At 73.2% G+C, this 16,733-nt stretch carries 15 protein-coding genes and 1 other RNA gene; 8 read left to right on the top strand and 8 right to left on the bottom strand.

All coding sequences use genetic code 11. The annotated features are described in order from the left end of the window. From ACODR5_RS12720 to ACODR5_RS12730, 3 genes are all read right to left on the bottom strand, one after another. The coding region (locus tag ACODR5_RS12720; RefSeq protein WP_488983842.1) for a transglutaminase TgpA family protein at positions 1-1,928 on the bottom strand (1,928 nt) is incomplete at its 3' end. Further along, positions 1,915-3,099: a DUF58 domain-containing protein gene (locus ACODR5_RS12725; protein WP_488983843.1), complete on the bottom strand. Its 1,185-nt coding sequence runs from the start codon at positions 3,097-3,099 to the stop codon at positions 1,915-1,917. The genes ACODR5_RS12720 and ACODR5_RS12725, both read right to left, overlap by 14 nt. A gap of 60 nt (positions 3,100-3,159) precedes the next feature. After that, entirely contained in the window at positions 3,160-4,167 is a 1,008-nt protein-coding gene (locus ACODR5_RS12730; RefSeq protein ID WP_488983844.1) for an AAA family ATPase, read from the bottom strand. A gap of 150 nt (positions 4,168-4,317) precedes the next feature. On the opposite strand from ACODR5_RS12730, the gene ffs reads away from it, so the two are divergent. Further along, an RNA gene (ffs, locus tag ACODR5_RS12735) (signal recognition particle sRNA small type) lies at positions 4,318-4,414 on the top strand. A gap of 21 nt (positions 4,415-4,435) precedes the next feature. Here ffs and ACODR5_RS12740 read toward each other — a convergent pair. After that, positions 4,436-5,233 carry an LLM class flavin-dependent oxidoreductase gene (locus ACODR5_RS12740; protein ID WP_488983845.1) on the bottom strand — a complete coding sequence of 266 codons (798 nt, stop codon included), beginning with the start codon at positions 5,231-5,233 and terminating at the stop codon, positions 4,436-4,438. A 49-nt stretch (positions 5,234-5,282) separates the two neighbouring features. On the opposite strand from ACODR5_RS12740, the gene ACODR5_RS12745 reads away from it, so the two are divergent. Then, a complete protein-coding gene (locus tag ACODR5_RS12745) occupies positions 5,283-5,594 on the top strand; it encodes a TfoX/Sxy family protein (RefSeq protein WP_488983846.1) in 312 nt (103 codons plus the stop codon). 35 nt (positions 5,595-5,629) lie between these two features. On the opposite strand, the gene ACODR5_RS12750 is transcribed toward ACODR5_RS12745, so the two are convergent. The 4 genes from ACODR5_RS12750 to ACODR5_RS12765 form a co-directional block, all read right to left on the bottom strand. After that, entirely contained in the window at positions 5,630-5,926 is a 297-nt protein-coding gene (locus tag ACODR5_RS12750; RefSeq protein ID WP_488983847.1) for a hypothetical protein, read from the bottom strand. Then, positions 5,917-6,141, bottom strand: a complete 225-nt coding sequence (locus tag ACODR5_RS12755) for a hypothetical protein (protein WP_488983848.1) — start codon at positions 6,139-6,141, stop codon at positions 5,917-5,919. Before ACODR5_RS12755 ends, ACODR5_RS12750 begins: the two co-directional genes overlap by 10 nt. A 543-nt stretch (positions 6,142-6,684) precedes the next feature. Next, entirely contained in the window at positions 6,685-7,287 is a 603-nt protein-coding gene (locus ACODR5_RS12760; protein ID WP_488983849.1) for a DedA family protein, read from the bottom strand. A gap of 62 nt (positions 7,288-7,349) precedes the next feature. Continuing rightward, entirely contained in the window at positions 7,350-7,949 is a 600-nt protein-coding gene (locus ACODR5_RS12765; protein ID WP_488983850.1) for a MerR family transcriptional regulator, read from the bottom strand. A gap of 88 nt (positions 7,950-8,037) precedes the next feature. On the opposite strand from ACODR5_RS12765, the gene ACODR5_RS12770 reads away from it, so the two are divergent. The 6 genes from ACODR5_RS12770 to ACODR5_RS12795 all read left to right on the top strand — a co-directional run. Beyond that, positions 8,038-8,538 carry a DUF4188 domain-containing protein gene (locus tag ACODR5_RS12770; RefSeq protein ID WP_488983851.1) on the top strand — a complete coding sequence of 167 codons (501 nt, stop codon included), beginning with the start codon at positions 8,038-8,040 and terminating at the stop codon, positions 8,536-8,538. An 88-nt stretch (positions 8,539-8,626) separates the two neighbouring features. Further along, positions 8,627-10,750 (top strand): phosphate acetyltransferase, encoded by a 2,124-nt coding sequence (gene pta / locus ACODR5_RS12775; protein ID WP_488983852.1) that lies wholly within the window; start codon positions 8,627-8,629, stop codon positions 10,748-10,750. Position 10,751: 1 nt separating this feature from the next. After that, positions 10,752-12,023 (top strand): acetate/propionate family kinase, encoded by a 1,272-nt coding sequence (locus tag ACODR5_RS12780; RefSeq protein WP_488983853.1) that lies wholly within the window; start codon positions 10,752-10,754, stop codon positions 12,021-12,023. Between the two features lie 5 nt (positions 12,024-12,028). Beyond that, entirely contained in the window at positions 12,029-12,754 is a 726-nt protein-coding gene (locus tag ACODR5_RS12785) for an HAD family hydrolase (RefSeq protein ID WP_488983856.1), read from the top strand. Between the two features lie 57 nt (positions 12,755-12,811). Beyond that, positions 12,812-15,343, top strand: coding sequence for a glycoside hydrolase family 65 protein (locus tag ACODR5_RS12790; RefSeq protein ID WP_488983854.1), 2,532 nt, complete (start codon positions 12,812-12,814; stop codon positions 15,341-15,343). Positions 15,344-15,524: 181 nt separating this feature from the next. Continuing rightward, positions 15,525-16,733 (top strand): DNA polymerase III subunit gamma and tau (locus tag ACODR5_RS12795; RefSeq protein ID WP_488983855.1); only part of this gene is annotated, 1,209 nt, incomplete at its 3' end.

The following is a 16,733-nucleotide window of genomic DNA, read 5'->3' on the forward strand; positions in this document are numbered from 1 at the left end:
GCGCGCGCCACGCCCGGCACCGCGAGCAGCGCCGCGATGCCCGCCGCCCAGCCGACCGGCACGAGCCAGCCCCAGTCGTAGGCGGTCGATCCGTCGCCCGATCCGCCCGGCACATCCTCCGGCGGCAGCGACGGCGCGGCGCTCGTCGTGGGCGTCGGCAGGGCCGGCGCGACCGGCGTCGGCTGCGCGCCGGCGCCGTCGCCGGCGATGGCCTCGGGCAGGAACGACGTCGCATCGCCCAGCCCGGGCGTCGGCTCGAACGGCACCCAGCCGATGCCGCGGAAGTACACCTCGGGCCAGGCGTGCAGCTGCGAGGCGCGCACCGTGTACACCGCCTCCTGCCCCAGCCACTCGCCGCCGCGCACGCCGGGGAGGTAGCCGACGACGACCCGCGAGGGCATGCCGAGCGTGCGCGCCATCACGGCGAACGTCGACGCGAAGTGCACGCAGTAGCCCTCCTGCCGATCCAGGAACGAGGCCATCGCGTCGAGGTCCGAGCCGTCGAAGCCGTCGTCCACGGGGGCGTCGAGCGAGTACGCGAACTCGCCGCCGCGGAACCAGCTCTGCAGCGCCACCAGCCGGTCGTAGTCGTTCTCCTCGCCGGCGACGACGCCGGCCGCGGCATCGGCGATGCCACCGAGCAGCGGGCTGCGGGGCAGCGAGAGCGTGTCTCCCGCGAGCCCCTCGACGCCGGGGGAGGGGATCGTCGCCGTCGTCGCCTGCGCCGCCTCCCGCGTCGGACGCGGCACGACCGCGGCCGCGGTGTACGTCTCGCCCGCGGCCTCGCCGCCCGTCACGGTGCCGTTGGCATCCGCGAGCCGCCAGTCCCGCGAGACCCCGTCGAGCGCCGCGAGCGGATAGGGGACCGGCAGCAGCGGCCCCTCGAGGTTCAGCACCTCGATGTCGAGCGAGACGAGCTCCGAGCCCTCCGGCGCCTCGGCGTCGAGCGCGGCGGGCACCGCGTCGCCGACCGGCAGGGTCGCGCCCTCGTCGGGCTCCCATCCGGCCCCGCTGAACGACGACAGCGTCGCGACGCGGAGGTACGGCGCCGCCTCGCCCTCGTTCAGGACGTAGCGCAGCACGTCGGCGTCGCCGACGCGGCGCAGGTCGTCGCCCAGATCGAGGGACGCGTCGATGCGGGTGGGGGCACCGGGGCCGCGCAGCGAGCCGGTCGGCTGCGGCAGCAGCGGTGCGACGACGAGCGCCGCCACCACGGCGAAGGCGGCGAGCGCGGCGCCTTGCACGGGGCGGGCGTCGCCCGGCGAGCGGCGGCGCCGATCGACGTACAGCAGCAGCAGCGCGGCGCCGAGGAGGACGAGGATCTGCGGCATGCCCGTGCCGATGCCGGTGATCGCGGGCGGCAGGATCCAGACGGCGACGGCGGCCGCGATCGCCGCCACGGGCAGCCGCACGGCGACCGCGAGCACGTCGAGCACGAGCGCGAGCAGTCCCGCCGCGGCGATGAGGACGAAGGTCAGCGGCGCACCGGGATCGACCGGGGCGGCGCTCTCGGTGAGCTGCGTCGCCGCCGCCGACAGCAGCGGCGGCATGTCGGAGAGCAGCCGCGGCGTGGGGATGACGCCCAGCAGCGACGAGGGGCCCGGGAGCCGGTCCACCGCGGCGAAGAGGGTGTGGATCCCGGTGGTCGCCGCGATCCAGGCGACCGCCTGGGTCAGCGGGGCGAAGCGCGCCGCGGGGCGCACCGCGCGGGTGAGGGCGCCGGCGGCCCACACGGCGAGCATGCACACCAGCGCGCCGGCCAGCCAGTTCGGCAGGATGACGCCGGACAGGGGCAGCATCGCGGCCACGGCGAGCAGCAGCGAGGCCAGGGACGCCGCCAGGCCGCGGTCGCGGCGCGGGCGCGTGGGCGGCGGCGTCCGCGGCGCCGCTGGGGCGGGCGCGGACGCGAGCAGCTCATCGATCGACACGGTCGCCTCCCGGTGCCGCCGCGAGGCGGTCGAAGGCCTCCGCCCAGGAGGCGGCCACGTCGTCGCCGAGGCGCGCGGCCGCCCAGCCACCCTCGCCCAGGCGATCGAGCGCCTCGCGCAGCGGCGACGGGGTGAGCAGCACGGGAAGCGACGAGTGGCGGGCGAGCGCGTCGAGGTCGGCCGCGAGCCGGTCGTCGGTCGCCCCGCACACGACGACGAGCGGCCCCGCGGAGTCCGGCAGCGCGAACCCGGCGCCCCCGCCCGCGTCGGCCCGATCCGGCACGACGGTCGCGAAGGCGCGCTCCAGGGACTCGAGCACCGACCCGTCGGGCGCGGCGAGATCGGCGAGCGGGCGGCCGGCGTGATCCGTCACGCTCACGGCGAACCCGTCGGTCACGAGGCGCCACGCGGCCGAGACGCAGGCCGTCACCGCCGCCTCGAACCCGGCGTCCTCACCCGAGCGCGCCTCGGCGGGCCAGCGCGGCGCCGCGAGATCGAGCACGACGGTGGCCGACGGCACGGTCTGCTCCTCCTCGTCTCGCACCATGAACGATCCGCGGTGTGCGGAGGCGCGCCAGTGGATCCGCCGCATGGAGTCGCCGGGCGCGTAGGGGCGCGGGATGAGGTTGTCGCTGCCGCGCCCGCGGCGCTCCTCGGACGCGCCGCCGTCGCCGGCATCGCCGTGCGAGCGCGGCAGCGGCTCGAGCCAGCGCGCGCGGGGCACGACGAGCACGGGCGTGGGCTCGCCCAGCGACGCCGTGCGCCGCCACAGCCCGAACGGGTCGGTGGCCTCGAGCTCGAGCGGGCCGACGGGGTGCCGCCCGCGGCGCACCCCGGTCACCGCGTACGCGACGCGCGTCTGCGGGCCCTCGCCGCGCGGGAGCGAGCCCGAGGCGTCGCCGGTCAGGCCGGGCGGCAGGACGTCGCGCCACCGCCCGCGCGGCGCGCGTCGCGGCGGCTCCACGGAGACCCCCAGCTCGATCGTCGTCTCCGATCCGACCTCGACGGAGTCCTCGGACAGACGCCTCGCGACGCGCACGCCGGGGCGCGCGTTCCTCGCGGCGAACCAGCACGCGGCCAGCAGCGACAGCAGCGCGACGCCGACGTACTGCGCCTCCGACGCCCCGAGGATCGAGGCGAGCGGCAGGCACGCGATCCCGACCGCCAGCACCGCCCACCCGCGCGGGGTCAGCGGCGACCCCGCCCGAGCGCCCCGACGTGTCGCCACGGCTCAGCCCGCCACGGGCACCGGCACGGTCGCGGCGATCCGGTCGAGGATCGCCGGCACGGAGTCGGCCGCGCGGCGCGACTGCGTCGCGGAGCGCGCGGGGATGAGGCGGTGCGCCAGCACCGGGTTCAGCAGCTCCGTCACGTCGTCCGGCAGCACGTAGCCGCGGCCCTCGAGCGCGGCATTGACCTTCGCCGCGCGCACGAGCTGCAGCGTGGCGCGCGGGCTCGCGCCGAGGCGCAGCTCGGGGTGCGCGCGCGTGGCCTGGGCGAGGGCGACGGCGTAGTCCTCGACGGCGGGCGCGACGTGCACGGACCGCGCCCACGCGATGAGCGAGCGCACCTGGTCCGTCGTGACGACGGGGCGCAGCTCGTCGAGCGGATTGGCGGCGTCCCGCTGGCGCAGCATGAGCGCCTCGGCACGCGCATCCGGGTACCCCATCGAGATGCGCATCATGAAGCGGTCGCGCTGCGCCTCGGGGAGCGCGTACGTGCCCTCCATCTCGAGCGGGTTCTGAGTGGCGACGACGAGGAACGGATCGGGCAGCCCGTGCGTGGCGCCGTCGACCGTCACCTGACGCTCCTCCATCGCCTCGAGGAGCGCCGACTGCGTCTTGGGGGACGAGCGGTTGATCTCGTCCGCGATGACGATGTTCGCGAACACCGCACCGGCCTTGAACTCGAACTCGCGCACGACCGGATCGAACACCGACACGCCCGTGACGTCGCTCGGCAGCAGGTCGGGGGTGAACTGCACGCGGCGCACGTCCGCGGCGATCGACGCCGCCAGCGCCCGCGCGAGCATCGTCTTGCCGACGCCCGGGACGTCCTCGATCAGCAGGTGGCCCTCGGCCAGCAGCACGATGAGCGCGGCGCGCACGGCCTCGGGCTTGCCGTCGATGACGCGCTCGATGGAGGCCGCGATGAGGTCGGTCGCCTGGCGGAACGCGGCGGCGCCGTCGCCGCCGGCCGGGCCGGGGGCCGCGGGGCGGACGGTCGTGGACTCGGACATGCGTCCTCCCTCACGGGTCGGGAGTCATTCGGATGACGGGCGTCGCTGTGGGCGACAGCCTAGTGTCCGCGAGGCGCGCGATGGTCGTTCCCCGGGGACCTCACGGCGGCCGCTCCGGATCCGCGGCGCCGCACGTCGGGTAGACTTGTCGGCAGCTCTCCGCGTGACGGCATCCAGGCCAACTCCCCCAGGACGGAAACGTAGCAAGGGTAACCGGGCTCTGCCGGGTGCGCGGAGAGTCTTTACTTTTCCGCCGCGGACGAGGGCGTCAGCGCGGCAGGGACTCCAGCAGGACGCGCGGGTCCGGGGCGTCGGCCGGTGCCTGGATCGCGATCGCATCCGCCCCCGCGTCCGCCAGCTCGCCGATCCGGTCGGCGATCCGCTGCTCCAGCGCGCCGCCGCGGGGATCGATCTCCGCGAACGCCCGCACCACCGGCCGCCCCGGTCGTCCCGCCGCGGCCCAGCCCTCCTCGACCACGGCGCGCGCGGCCCGCACGGCCGCGGCGTCGTTGGCCGCGTCGAGCAGCACGCTGTCGCCGAGCTCGCCGGCCAGTCGCAGCGTCTTCGGCCGCGTCGCCCCGACGGCGATCTCCGGCGCCGCCGCGGGCGGCCAGCCGAGCGCGACCTCGGCGAGCGACACGTACCGCCCGTCGACGTCGACCGTCTGGCCCTCGAGCAGCGCGCGCACCGCCGTGACGTACTCGCGCAGCAGCGTGAGCGGCGAGGCCACGCGGGCGCCGACCTGCCCCATCCAGTCGAGCACGCCGTGCCCGAACCCCGCGACGAGCCGGCCGGGCGCGAGGCGCTCGAGCGTGGCGATCTCCATGGCGGCCAGAGCGGGATTGCGCAGCGGCACGGGCAGCAGGCCGATGCCCACCCGCACGCGGTCCGTCGAGACGAGCGCGGCGGTGGCGGCCGTCAGCCCGCCCTCGAGGAAGCAGTCCTCCCACAGCCACAGCTCCGCGACGCCGGCCTCATCCGCCGTCCGCGCGATCGCGCGCAGCTGCTCGGGCGGCGACTGCGGACGGAACACGACGCCGACGACCGGGGGCGCTGTCTCTGTCATGGCCTCATCGTGCCATCCGCCGCTGACACCGCGTGGGTACCATCGCCCCATGGCCTACAACGCCGAGCTCGCCGATCGGGTGCGCGCCCTCATCGAGGCCGCGGGAGACGTGGACGAGAAGCGCATGATGGGCTCGCTCGCGTTCATGGTGAACGGGCGGATGGCCGTGGGCGTCTCGGGCGACGAGGTCTTCTTTCCCGTCGGCGGCGGCGAGGCGCTGGAGGCGGCCCTGCAGCAGGGCGCGCATCGCCTCCACCTGCGCAGCGGGCGCCAGGTGCCGTTCGCGGCGCTCACCGACCCCGACGACGACACCCTCGCCGACTGGATCGCCGAGGCCGTCGAGCGCGCCCTCGCGCGCTGAGACTCGCGCGAGTGCCGACGTTGTCGTCGCTTTTGCTATCGGCGCATTCGCGGATAGATCGAGGTCAGGACAACATCGTATGCGTCACCCAGCTCCTTCTGGACGAGGTCTCGCAGCTGCCGACCCTTCTCGTAGTGGTTGTACTCTGCCTCGTACGTGCGCCAACCACCGGTCTCCGAGAACTCGCGATTGAAGGAGCGGGCCCATTCGAGCAGGTCCTTCACCAGAGCTTCGCTCAGCAGGCCATCCAAACCGAATTCATAGTCGCCGTCGCACCGTACCGGCCATCCCGTATACGGAACTCCGACGTCCACACGTGTTCTCATGCCCATGAAGCTTGGCGGGAACAATCCTCGTTGGTCGTCGGATAAGACGTGATCACGCGATCGTTTGTCATCGATACGATCACCGTTGGCCAGAACTCCAACACTATTGCTTCGCTATCTGATTCAAAGATGGCGATGTGCTGGGTGAAGCATCGCTTGCCGCTGTACTCCACGGTGTACCACCACGGGTCAGCCAATACCAGCTCGGTGCTGAGCGCCATGAGATCGTCCCAGGTATCCGCAGGGCCGGCCCCCCGGTCCACGCCGCATCGAGGTGGGTCTGCCATTGCGATTGATGATGGTCCTGGATGTGGTGCCATCCGTATGTCTTGGTGTCGTGGGGGCCGCATGTGAGGTGAATCACCCGGTCGAACTGGGGGAGGCCAAGCGGTTTGAGCGTGTATGTCGGATTGAATAACGGGCCGAAGCAGGCAACCCACGCCCCAGGGTCGTCGATGAGGAGGGGCCGGATTGTGGAATCGTCGGGCGTAGGCGCGTCCGGGAAGAGGGGAGCTATCTCGGGGAACGGGATAGGAGCGGCGTCGCCCACTTGGATGAGATAGGCGGCGTCGGAAGCGGCTTCTAACGTTGGCTCCGGAGCGGGAGTTGAGGCGTTCGCGGGTGCTGAAATGGCACTTGAAGCAACCGTCACGAGGGCGATCGCGATGATACAGGTTCTTCTCACTGGTGCTGTTCCTTCCCGTTCGATGAGGAGAAGGTAGCGGGCGCGCAATGCGGTAGTCCAGCGTTACGGACCGCTGAGGTCAGCGCCCGCCGGCGCGCGGGGCCAGCCGGGCGAGGGCGGCGTCGATGACCCAGCCCAGCACGAGCGCCGCGGCGATCGAGACGAGCACCGCGGTGATCGTGCCGCCGGGCAGCAGGGCCGAGATCGTCGCGCCCACGAGCGCCTGGTAGGCCGCCCACAGCAGCGCGGATCCGGCGGCGATCGGCAGGTAGCGGGTCGCGCGGATGCCCGTCGCGCCGGCGGTCACGTTGACCACGAGGCGCGCGAACGGGATGAACCGTACGGTGAACACCGCCATCGCCACGTGGCTGCGCAGGCGCGTCTTCGCCCACTCGTGCACGCGCTGGAACCGCGGGTGGCGTGCGAAGAACCGCCAGCGCTCGGGGTGCAGCAGTCGGCCGATCAGGTAGCAGCAGGCGTCGCCGCAGAACGCGGCCAGCGCGGCGACGGCGATGACGGCCCACAGGGGCGGCACGCCGCTGCCGGCCGAGATCGACCCGAGCACCGTCACGGCGATCTCGCCCGGGATCACGACGAGGAACGAGTCGGCGAAGACCAGCGCGAACAGCACGGCCAGCGCCCACGGATCGGCGGCGATCCCCGCCAGCCACGCATCGGTCACGCGCTCACTCTTCCGCCGTCAGGTGAACGGCAGGGATACGGCGGCTTCCGGCCGGCTGCGAGTCACTCGCGCCGCAGGCGCCGCGCCGACGCGTCCTGCTGCGCGAGGCGGCGCAGGGCGAGCAGCAGCGGCTCGGTGAGGATGGTCCCGAGCACGGCGTATCGCACGGCCGCCGCCCGCTCGCCGGGCAGCGCGTCGAGCTCGGCCGCCGCCATGCGCGCCGCGGCGTCGAGGTAGGCGTCCATCACGCCCTCCGGCACCTCGAAGCCCGCGTCCTCCATCGCGGCGAGCGTGCGAGCGAGCCGCGCGACCTCGGGGCTCGACGGATCGATGCGCCAGCCCGCGCGCGCGACCAGCTCGAGCGCCGCCGCGGGGTCCTCCTCGGCCGCGTCCGTCAGCGCGTGCTGGCTCACCGCGAGCGCGTCGAAGAGGTCGCCGCGGGGCTCGTCGATCGCCCCGAGGATGACGCGGGCCTGCGCGATCGAGAGGCCGCCGGGGCCGAGCAGGGCGCGGACGAGGCGCAGGCGCGCCACGTGGTCCTCGCCGTACCGCGCCTGGGTCGACGACGTGAGCTCGCCGGGCGGCAGCAGCCCCTCGCGGAGGTAGTACTTCACGGTCGCGAGCGGGACGTCGCCGCGGCGGGCGAGCTCGGAGATGCGCATGGGCCCCCTTGACTTGGATAGTCGTACTATCCATTATTGGATAGCAACACTCTCCAGTATGGCGGGTGCCGGACGAAGGGAACAGGACATGAAGCCGATCGCGGGCAGGATGACGCACTCGCACGAGGGGGAGGTGGTCGTGTTCCTCGTCGGCATGCGGATCAACCGCTGGTCGCGCGTGCGCGACTGGTGGCCGGCATTCATGGCGATGCCGCGGATGCTGCAGGAGCTGTCGCAGGATCCCGACTCGGGCCTGCTCGGATCGCGCCTGTTCGGCTTCCCGCGCACGCCCACGGCCCTGCAGTACTGGTCGAGCATCGACAAGCTCTACGAGTACGCGTCGAACCGCGACGCCGCGCACCGCCCCGCGTGGACCGCGTTCAACCGGCGGGCGCGGGAGGCGGGCGACGCCGTCGGCATCTGGCACGAGACCTTCCCGGTGCGGGCGGCCGAGTCGGTCTACGTGAACATGCCGCCGACCGGGCTCGGTGCCGCGGGCGTGCAGCCGGTCGCGCGGCTGGGCGAGACGGCCAGGGCGCGGCTCGCGGCGGCCCGGGCGGCCGAGGCGGCCGATCCCGCGACGCCCTGAGATCAGGCCGGCACGCGCACCGGCACGGGGGAGAACCCGACTCGCGCGGCCGTATCCCGCCCCGCCGGTCGCGCATAGGGTGGAAGACGTGGCGAGGAGCATCTACATCACGTCGGCGGAGGGGCACGCGGGCAAGTCGACGGTGGCGCTCGGAACGCTCGACGCGCTCAGCCGCGTCGCGCCCCGCGTGGGCGTCTTCCGCACCATCGCGCGGTCCACGCGCGAGCGCGACTACGTGCTCGAGATGCTGCTCGACCACGACGGCGTCGACCTCGACTACGACGAGTGCGTGGGCGTGACGTACGAGGACGTGCGCAGCGATCCGGATCGGGCGCTCGCCACGATCGTCGCCCGGTTCCGCGCCGTCGAGGACAAGTGCGACGCGGTGGTGGTGCTCGGCAGCGACTACACCGACGTGGGCACGCCCGCCGAGCTCGCGTACAACGCCCGCATCGCCGCGAACCTCGGCACGCCCGTGCTGCTCGTGCTGAGCGGGCGCCAGTCGCATGGAACGCCCGAGAGCCTGGGCTTCACCGAGGCGCGCGCGCCGGAGCGGATCGGCGACGACGCCGCGGTCGCGCTCGGGGAGCTCGCGAACGGCAACGCCGAGCTCGCGGCGACGATCGTGAACCGGGCCGACGGCGAGCGCGCCGAGCAGATCGTCGCCGCCGTGCGGCCGCACACGCCCGACACCCCCGTGTGGGCCATCCCCGAGGACCGGCTGCTCGTGGCGCCGACGATGGGCGACGTGCTGCGCGCGGTCGACGGGGAGCTCGTGAAGGGCGACGAGGCGCTGCTCAGCCGCGAGGCGCTCGGCGTGGTGGTCGCCGCCATGTCGATGACGAACATGCTGCCGCGCCTCACGGAGGGCGCCGTCGTGATCATCCCGGCGGACCGCACCGACGCGCTGCTGGCCGCGCTCACCGCGAACAACTCGGCGAACTTCCCCTCGCTGGCGGGCATCGTGCTGAACGGCCCGTTCGAGATCCCCGACGCCATGCAGCACCTCGTCGAGGGACTCGGCTCGGCGATCCCCCTCATCCGCTGCCAGGGCGACACCTACTCCACGGCCGTGCGCATCATGCACACGCGCGGGCGCCTCGCCGCCTCGTCGGCGCAGCGCTACAACCGCGCGCTGTCGCTGTTCGAGCGCAACGTCGACACCGCCGAGCTGACGCACGTGCTGGGCGTGGCGCGCACCGACGTCGTGACGCCGCTGATGTTCGAGTACGACCTGCTCGAGCGCGCCCGCGCCGACATCAAGCACATCGTGCTGCCCGAGGGCGACGACGACCGCATCCTGCGCGCCGCGGCCGTGCTGCTCGAGCGCGGCGTGGCGAAGCTGACGATCCTCGGCGAGCCGTTCGAGGTGCGGGCACGGGCGATCGAGCTCGGCCTCGACATCTCGGCCGCCGAGGTGCTCAGCCCCTTCGATCCGGTCTTCGTCGACAAGTTCGCCACCGAGTACGCGCGGCTGCGCGCGCACAAGGGGATGACGTACGAGCGCGCCGCCGACACCGTCACGGACGTGTCCTACTTCGGCACGATGATGGTGCACCTGGGCTACGCCGACGGCATGGTCTCGGGCGCCGCGCACACGACCGCGCACACGATCCGCCCGTCGTTCGAGATCATCAAGACCAAGCCCGGCGTCTCGGTCGTCTCCAGCGTCTTCCTCATGGCGTTGGCCGATCGGGTGCTCGTCTACGGCGACTGCGCCGTGATCCCCGATCCCACGAGCGAGCAGCTTGCCGACATCGCCGTGTCGTCGGCCGCGACCGCGCGCCAGTTCGGCATCGACCCGCGCGTGGCGATGCTGTCGTACTCGACGGGGGAGTCGGGATCGGGCGCCGACGTCGACAAGGTGCGCGCCGCCACCCAGCTGGCCAGGGAGCGGGCGCCCGAGCTGCCGATCGAGGGCCCGATCCAGTACGACGCCGCGAGCGACGCGGCCGTCGCGAAGGCCAAGCTGCCCGAGTCGACCGTGGCCGGCCGCGCGACGGTGTTCATCTTCCCCGACCTCAACACGGGCAACAACACCTACAAGGCGGTGCAGCGCGCGGCGGGAGCCGTGGCGATCGGGCCCGTGCTGCAGGGGCTGAACAAGCCCGTGAACGACCTCTCGCGCGGCGCGCTCGTGGGCGACATCGTCAACACCGTCGCGCTCACGGCAGTCCAGGCGCAGGCGGCCGCGGCCGAGGGCGGGAGCTGACATGACCGTGGTGCTCGTCGTCAACAGCGGCTCCTCGTCGTTCAAGTACCAGCTGCTCGACGTGCGGCCCGGCGGCGAGGGCCGCCGGCTCGCCTCCGGCCTCGTGGAGCGGATCGGTGAGGCCACGGGACGGGCCACGCACCGCCTCTTCTTCCCCACCGAGCCGGGGGTGCCCTCCGTCGCCGCGCACGACGTGGAGTCGGAGCGCGAGCTCGAGATCCCGGATCACACCGCGGGGTTCCGCGCGATGCTCGACGCCTTCGAGGAGCACGGACCGTCGCTCGCCGCCCACCCGCCCGTCGCCGTCGGCCACCGCGTCGTGCACGGCGGGGCGCGCTTCTTCGAGGCCACGGTGGTGACCGACCTCGTCGAGATCAACATCGACGACCTCTCGGTGCTCGCCCCGCTGCACAACCCGGGCGCGCTCCAGGGCATCCGCGCCGCGCGCCGCGCCTTCCGCGACATCCCGCACGTGGCGGTCTTCGACACGGCGTTCCACCAGACGCTGCCGCCGGCCGCCTACACCTACGCGATCGACCGCGAGGTGGCCGAGCGCCACCGCATCCGCCGCTACGGGTTCCACGGCACGAGCCACCAGTACGTCGCCGCCCGGGTCGCCGCGCACCTCGGCCGCGATCTGCGCGAGCTGCGGCAGATCGTGTTCCACCTGGGCAACGGCGCCTCGGTGACGGCGATCGACGGCGGCCGCTCGGTGGACACGTCGATGGGCTTCACGCCGCTCGAGGGCCTCGTGATGGGCACGCGCTCGGGCGATCTCGATCCGGCCGTGCTGCTGCAGCTGCAGCGGCGGGCCGGCATGGACGCCGGCGCGCTCGACGACCTGCTCAACAAACGCAGCGGCATCCTCGGGCTCGCGGGGGTGTCGGACATGCGCGATCTCGCGGCGCGGCGTGCGGCCGGCGACGAGGACGCGCGACTCGCCTTCGACGTGTACGTGCACCGGCTGCGCGCCTACGCGGGCGCCTATCTCGCCCAGCTCGGCGGCGCCGACGTCATTGCGTTCACGGCGGGCGTCGGCGAGAACGATCCGGAGGTGCGCGAGGCGGCGCTGGCGACGCTCGGCTTCGCGGGCGTGCGCGTCGACGCCGAGCGCAATCGCGCCGCCCGCCGCGGCGAGGTGGCCCGGATCTCCGCCGACGACTCCGCCGCGACGGTGCTCGTGGTGCCGACGGACGAGGAGCTGGAGATCGCGCGGCAGACCCTCGCCGTGTCCGTGCCCGATCCAGCCGAGCCGACTACGCTGGCGCCGTGAGCCCGATGCCCGACCTGACGGCGTACGACGCCGTGCTCTTCGACCTCGACGGAGTGATCACTCCCACCGCCGAGGTGCACATGCACGCCTGGCGGGCGATGTTCGAGGAGCTGTTCGCCCAGTGGGGCGTGGAGCCCCCGTACTCGGACGACGACTACTTCGACCACCTCGACGGCAAGAAGCGGTACGACGGCGTCGCCTCGGTGCTGCGCAGCCGCGACGTGGAGCTGCCGTGGGGCGATCCGTCCGATCCCGCCGAGGCCGACACCGTGTGCGGCGTGGGCAACCGCAAGAATGCCGTGTTCTCGCGCATCCTCGCCGAGGAGGGGATCCGTCCCTATCCCGGATCGATGGCGCTGCTCGACGAGCTGTCCGCCGCCGGCACGCCGGTGGCCATCGTCTCGAGCTCGAAGAACGCGCGCGACGTGCTCACGGCCGCGGGCGTGCTCGACCGGTTCCCCGTGATCATGGACGGCGTGATCGCCGAGCGCGAGCACCTGCCGTCCAAGCCGGCTCCCGACGTCTTCCTCGAGGGCGCCCGCATGCTGGGCGTCGACCCGGCGCGCGCCGCCGCGGTGGAGGACGCCATCTCCGGCGTGGAGTCGGCCGCGGCCGGCGGCTTCGGACTCATCGTCGGGGTCGACCGCGGCGCCGGCGCGCACGCGCTCACCTCCGCGGGCGCCCACCTCGTCGTCGCCGACCTCGCAGAACTGGCGTCGCCGTCGCGCTGAGCGGCGCCGCCCACAGACCTCCCGCACCTCGAGACCCGATTCGGAGCAGGATCGCACATGATCGACCGAGACCGCTTCCCCGTCGACCCCTGGCGTCTGGTGGAGACCCGCTTCTCCGAGGAGGACACGGGCCTGACCGAGACCGTCTTCTCGGTCGGGAACGGCTACATCGGCCTGCGCGGCAACCACCCGGAGGGCCGCCACGGATCCGAGCACGGCACCTTCATCAACGGCTTCCACGAGACCTGGCCGATCCGCCACGCCGAGCGCGCGTACGGCTTCGCCGAGGTGGGGCAGACGATCGTCAACGTGCCCGACGCCAAGGTGATGCGCGTCTACGTGGACGACGAGCCGCTGGCGCTGGACATCGCCGACGTGCGCGCGTACGAGCGCTCGCTCGACTTCCGCGACGGCGCGCACCGCCGCCACATCCGCTGGGTGACCCCCTCGGGCAAGGAGGTGGTGATCGACACGGAGCGGATCGTCTCGTTCGAGGAGCGGCACCTCGTCGCGCAGCGCGTGACGGTGACGGTGCTCAACGCCGACGCCGCCGTGACCGTCAGCTGCCAGCTCATCAACCGCCAGGACGGCGAGGACGTGTACGGCGGCACGGCCCCCGTGGCCACGAGCGGCGCGAAGGCCTTCGATCCCCGCAAGGCCGAGGAGATCGAGGACCGCGTGCTGCTGCCGCAGGAGTACTGGCAGGACGGCGAGCGCTCGGCGCTGTCGTACCGCGTCGCCAACTCCGGCATGACGCTCGGCCTCGTGGCCGACCACCTCATCGAGACCGAGAACGCGTACACGCGCCGCGGGCAGGTCGAGCCCGACATCGCCAAGACCGTGTACCGCGTCGACGCGAAGGCCGGCGTGCCGACCACGGTCACCAAGCTCGCGGCCTATCACACCTCCCGCGGCGTGCCGCCGCGGGAGCTCATCGACCGGTGCCGCCGCACGCTCGACCGCGTGGGGCACCTGGGCTACGGCGAGGTGCAGCGCGCGCAGCGGGCCTTCATGGACCGGTTCTGGGAGCGCTCGGACGTGCGCATCGCCGGGCACGACGACCTGCAGCAGGCCACGCGCTGGTGCCTGTTCCAGGTGGCGCAGGCGGCGGCCCGCGCCGACGGCTGGGGCGTGCCGGCCAAGGGTCTCACCGGCTCCGGCTACAGCGGCCACTACTTCTGGGACACGGAGATCTACGTGCTCCCGTTCCTCACGTACACGACGCCGCTGTGGGCGCGCAACGCCCTGCGGATGCGCACCATGATGCTGCCGGCGGCCCGCAAGCGCGCGGCGCAGCTGAACGAGGCCGGCGCGCTGTTCCCGTGGCGCACGATCAACGGCGAGGAGGCGTCGGCGTACTACGCCGCCGGCACCGCGCAGTACCACATCAACGCCGACGTGAGCTTCGCGCTCGGCAAGTACGTGCGCGCCACGGGCGACCTCGGCTTCATGGCGCGCGAGGGCGTCGACGTGCTCGTCGAGACGGCGCGGCTGTGGGCGACGCTCGGGTTCTGGCGCGTCTCGGACGGCGACGAAACGTTCCACATCCACGGCGTCACGGGGCCGGACGAGTACACCACCGTCGTGAACGACAACCTCTACACGAACGTGATGGCGCGCTACAACCTGCGCGCCGCCAGCCGCGTGGTGCGCGAGATGGCGGCCGTCGCGCCCGAGGCGTACCGAGCGCTCGTGGACCGCGTGAACCTCGACCCCGGCGAGCCGGAGGCCTGGGAGCGCGCGGCCGACGCCATGGTCATCCCGTTCAACGAGGCCTTCGGCATCCACCCGCAGGACTCCCTGTTCCTGCAGCGCGAGGTCTGGGACCTCGAGCACACCCCCGCGTCGCAGCGCCCGCTGCTGCTGCACTTCCACCCGCTCGTCATCTACCGCTTCCAGGTGCTCAAGCAGGCCGACGTCGTGCTGGCCCTGTTCCTGCAGGGCAACCACTTCTCGCCCGAGCAGAAGCTGGCCGACTTCGACTACTACGACCCGCTGACGACCGGCGACTCCACGCTGTCGGCCGTCGTGCAGTCGATCCTGGCCGCCGAGGTCGGCTACCGCGACCTGGCGTACGAGTACTTCCAGCACGCGCTGTTCGTCGACCTCGCCGACCTGCACCACAACGCCTCGGACGGCGTGCACGTGGCCTCGGCCGGCGGCGTGTGGACGGCGCTCGTGAGCGGGTTCGGCGGCATGCGCGACCACTACGGCGAGCTGAGCTTCGACCCGCGCCTGCCCGCCGACTGGCCGGAGCTGTCGTTCCCGATCACGTGGCAGGGATCGCGCCTGCGGGTGTCGGTGCGCCAGGACGGCCTGCGCGCCGAGGTGGAGGAGGGCGACGCCGTCACGTTCAGCGTGCGCGGCGAGCGGTACACGGTCGCGCCGGGCGAGAGCGTGGACGTGCCCCTCGAGGACCAGGGTCCGGTGCGCCCCGGCCGCCCCACGCTCAAGAAGTTCTCGGAGATGCGCCGCGAGGACGGCACGACGCTCGACCCCGTGCTGCCGGCCGGTCACGACGAGACGGTGCCCGTGGTGACCAGCGCGATCCCGATCATCCACGATCCCTCCAACGGCCAGCCCGCCTGACGCCCGGGTACGGACCGGGTCGGTTCGGTTCGGGACGGATCGGGAGGAGATCTCGATTCGGGAGGTCGTTTCGGACCGGATCGGTCCTCGTGAACGGGGATCTCCTCGCGAACAGTCGGGCGGGGGAGCGGTCGGGGCCGTCGGCCGGACCGATGTCGGCGGTACGCCGTAGGCTGGACGGGTGACGACCGCCCTGTACCGCCGCTACCGGCCCGAGACCTTCGCGGAGATGATCGGGCAGTCGCAGGTCACCGAGCCGCTCATGACGGCGCTGCGCGGCGACCGGATCGGCCATGCCTACCTGTTCTCCGGGCCGCGCGGCTGCGGCAAGACCACCTCGGCGCGCATCCTCGCGCGCTGCCTGAACTGCGCCGAGGGCCCGACCGACACCCCGTGCGGCACGTGCGACAGCTGCGTCGAGCTCTCGCGGGCCGGCGGCGGCTCGCTCGACGTCATCGAGATCGACGCGGCCAGCCACAACGGCGTCGACGACGCGCGCGATCTGCGCGAGCGCGCCATCTTCGCGCCGTCGCGCGACCGCTTCAAGATCTTCATCCTCGACGAGGCGCACATGGTCACCCCGCAGGGCTTCAACGCCCTGCTCAAGCTCGTCGAGGAGCCGCCGGCCCACGTGAAGTTCATCTTCGCGACGACCGAGCCCGACAAGGTGATCGGCACGATCCGCTCGCGCACGCACCACTACCCGTTCCGGCTCGTGCCGCCCGGGCCCATGCTCGAGTACGTCGAGAAGCTGTGCGCGCAGGAGGGCGTGCCGGTCGAGCCGGGCGTGCTCCCGCTCGTCGTCCGCGCTGGGGGCGGCTCGCCGCGCGACACGCTGTCGATCCTCGATCAGCTGATCGCGGGTTCCGAGGCGGGCGGCGTCGGGTACGAGCGCGCCGTGGCGCTGCTCGGCTACACGCATGGCGAGCTGCTCGACGGCGTGATCGACGCCTTCTCCGCCGGCGATGCCGCCGCGGCGTTCGCGGCCGTGGATCGCGTGGTGCAGACGGGTCAGGACCCGCGCCGCTTCGTCGACGACCTGCTCGAGCGCCTGCGCGACCTCATCGTCATCGCCGCGACCGGCCCCGCCGCCTCGGCCGTGCTGCGCGGCGTGCCGGCCGACGAGCTCGAGCGCATGGCGAAGCAGGCCGAGGTCTTCGGCGCCGACCGGCTCTCGCGCACGGCCGACATCGTGAGCGCGGCCCTCGACGACATGTCGGGCGCCACCTCGCCGCGCCTGCACCTCGAGCTGCTCGTGGCGCGCGTCCTGACCGCCGCGCGGGGGGGAGCGGCCTCGCGCGCCGCCGACACCGCCGCGGAGGCGCCGGGGCAGGCCCCGGCCCCGCACCTGTCTCTTATACACATTCTGACGCTGCCGACGAGCCTAACG

The organism is Microbacterium sp. FG3 (assembly GCF_057809335.1).

Coding starts and splice junctions, on each gene's coding strand:
- ACODR5_RS12790 (WP_488983854.1), top strand. CDS start 12,812: ATGATCGACCGAGACCGCTTCCCCGTCGACCCCTGGCGTCTGGTGGAG.
- ACODR5_RS12770 (WP_488983851.1), top strand. CDS start 8,038: ATGAAGCCGATCGCGGGCAGGATGACGCACTCGCACGAGGGGGAGGTG.
- ACODR5_RS12740 (WP_488983845.1), bottom strand. CDS start 5,233: ATGACAGAGACAGCGCCCCCGGTCGTCGGCGTCGTGTTCCGTCCGCAG.
- ACODR5_RS12745 (WP_488983846.1), top strand. CDS start 5,283: ATGGCCTACAACGCCGAGCTCGCCGATCGGGTGCGCGCCCTCATCGAG.
- ACODR5_RS12755 (WP_488983848.1), bottom strand. CDS start 6,141: ATGGCGCTCAGCACCGAGCTGGTATTGGCTGACCCGTGGTGGTACACC.
- ACODR5_RS12765 (WP_488983850.1), bottom strand. CDS start 7,949: ATGCGCATCTCCGAGCTCGCCCGCCGCGGCGACGTCCCGCTCGCGACC.
- ACODR5_RS12785 (WP_488983856.1), top strand. CDS start 12,029: ATGCCCGACCTGACGGCGTACGACGCCGTGCTCTTCGACCTCGACGGA.
- ACODR5_RS12780 (WP_488983853.1), top strand. CDS start 10,752: ATGACCGTGGTGCTCGTCGTCAACAGCGGCTCCTCGTCGTTCAAGTAC.
- ACODR5_RS12750 (WP_488983847.1), bottom strand. CDS start 5,926: ATGGGCATGAGAACACGTGTGGACGTCGGAGTTCCGTATACGGGATGG.
- ACODR5_RS12730 (WP_488983844.1), bottom strand. CDS start 4,167: ATGTCCGAGTCCACGACCGTCCGCCCCGCGGCCCCCGGCCCGGCCGGC.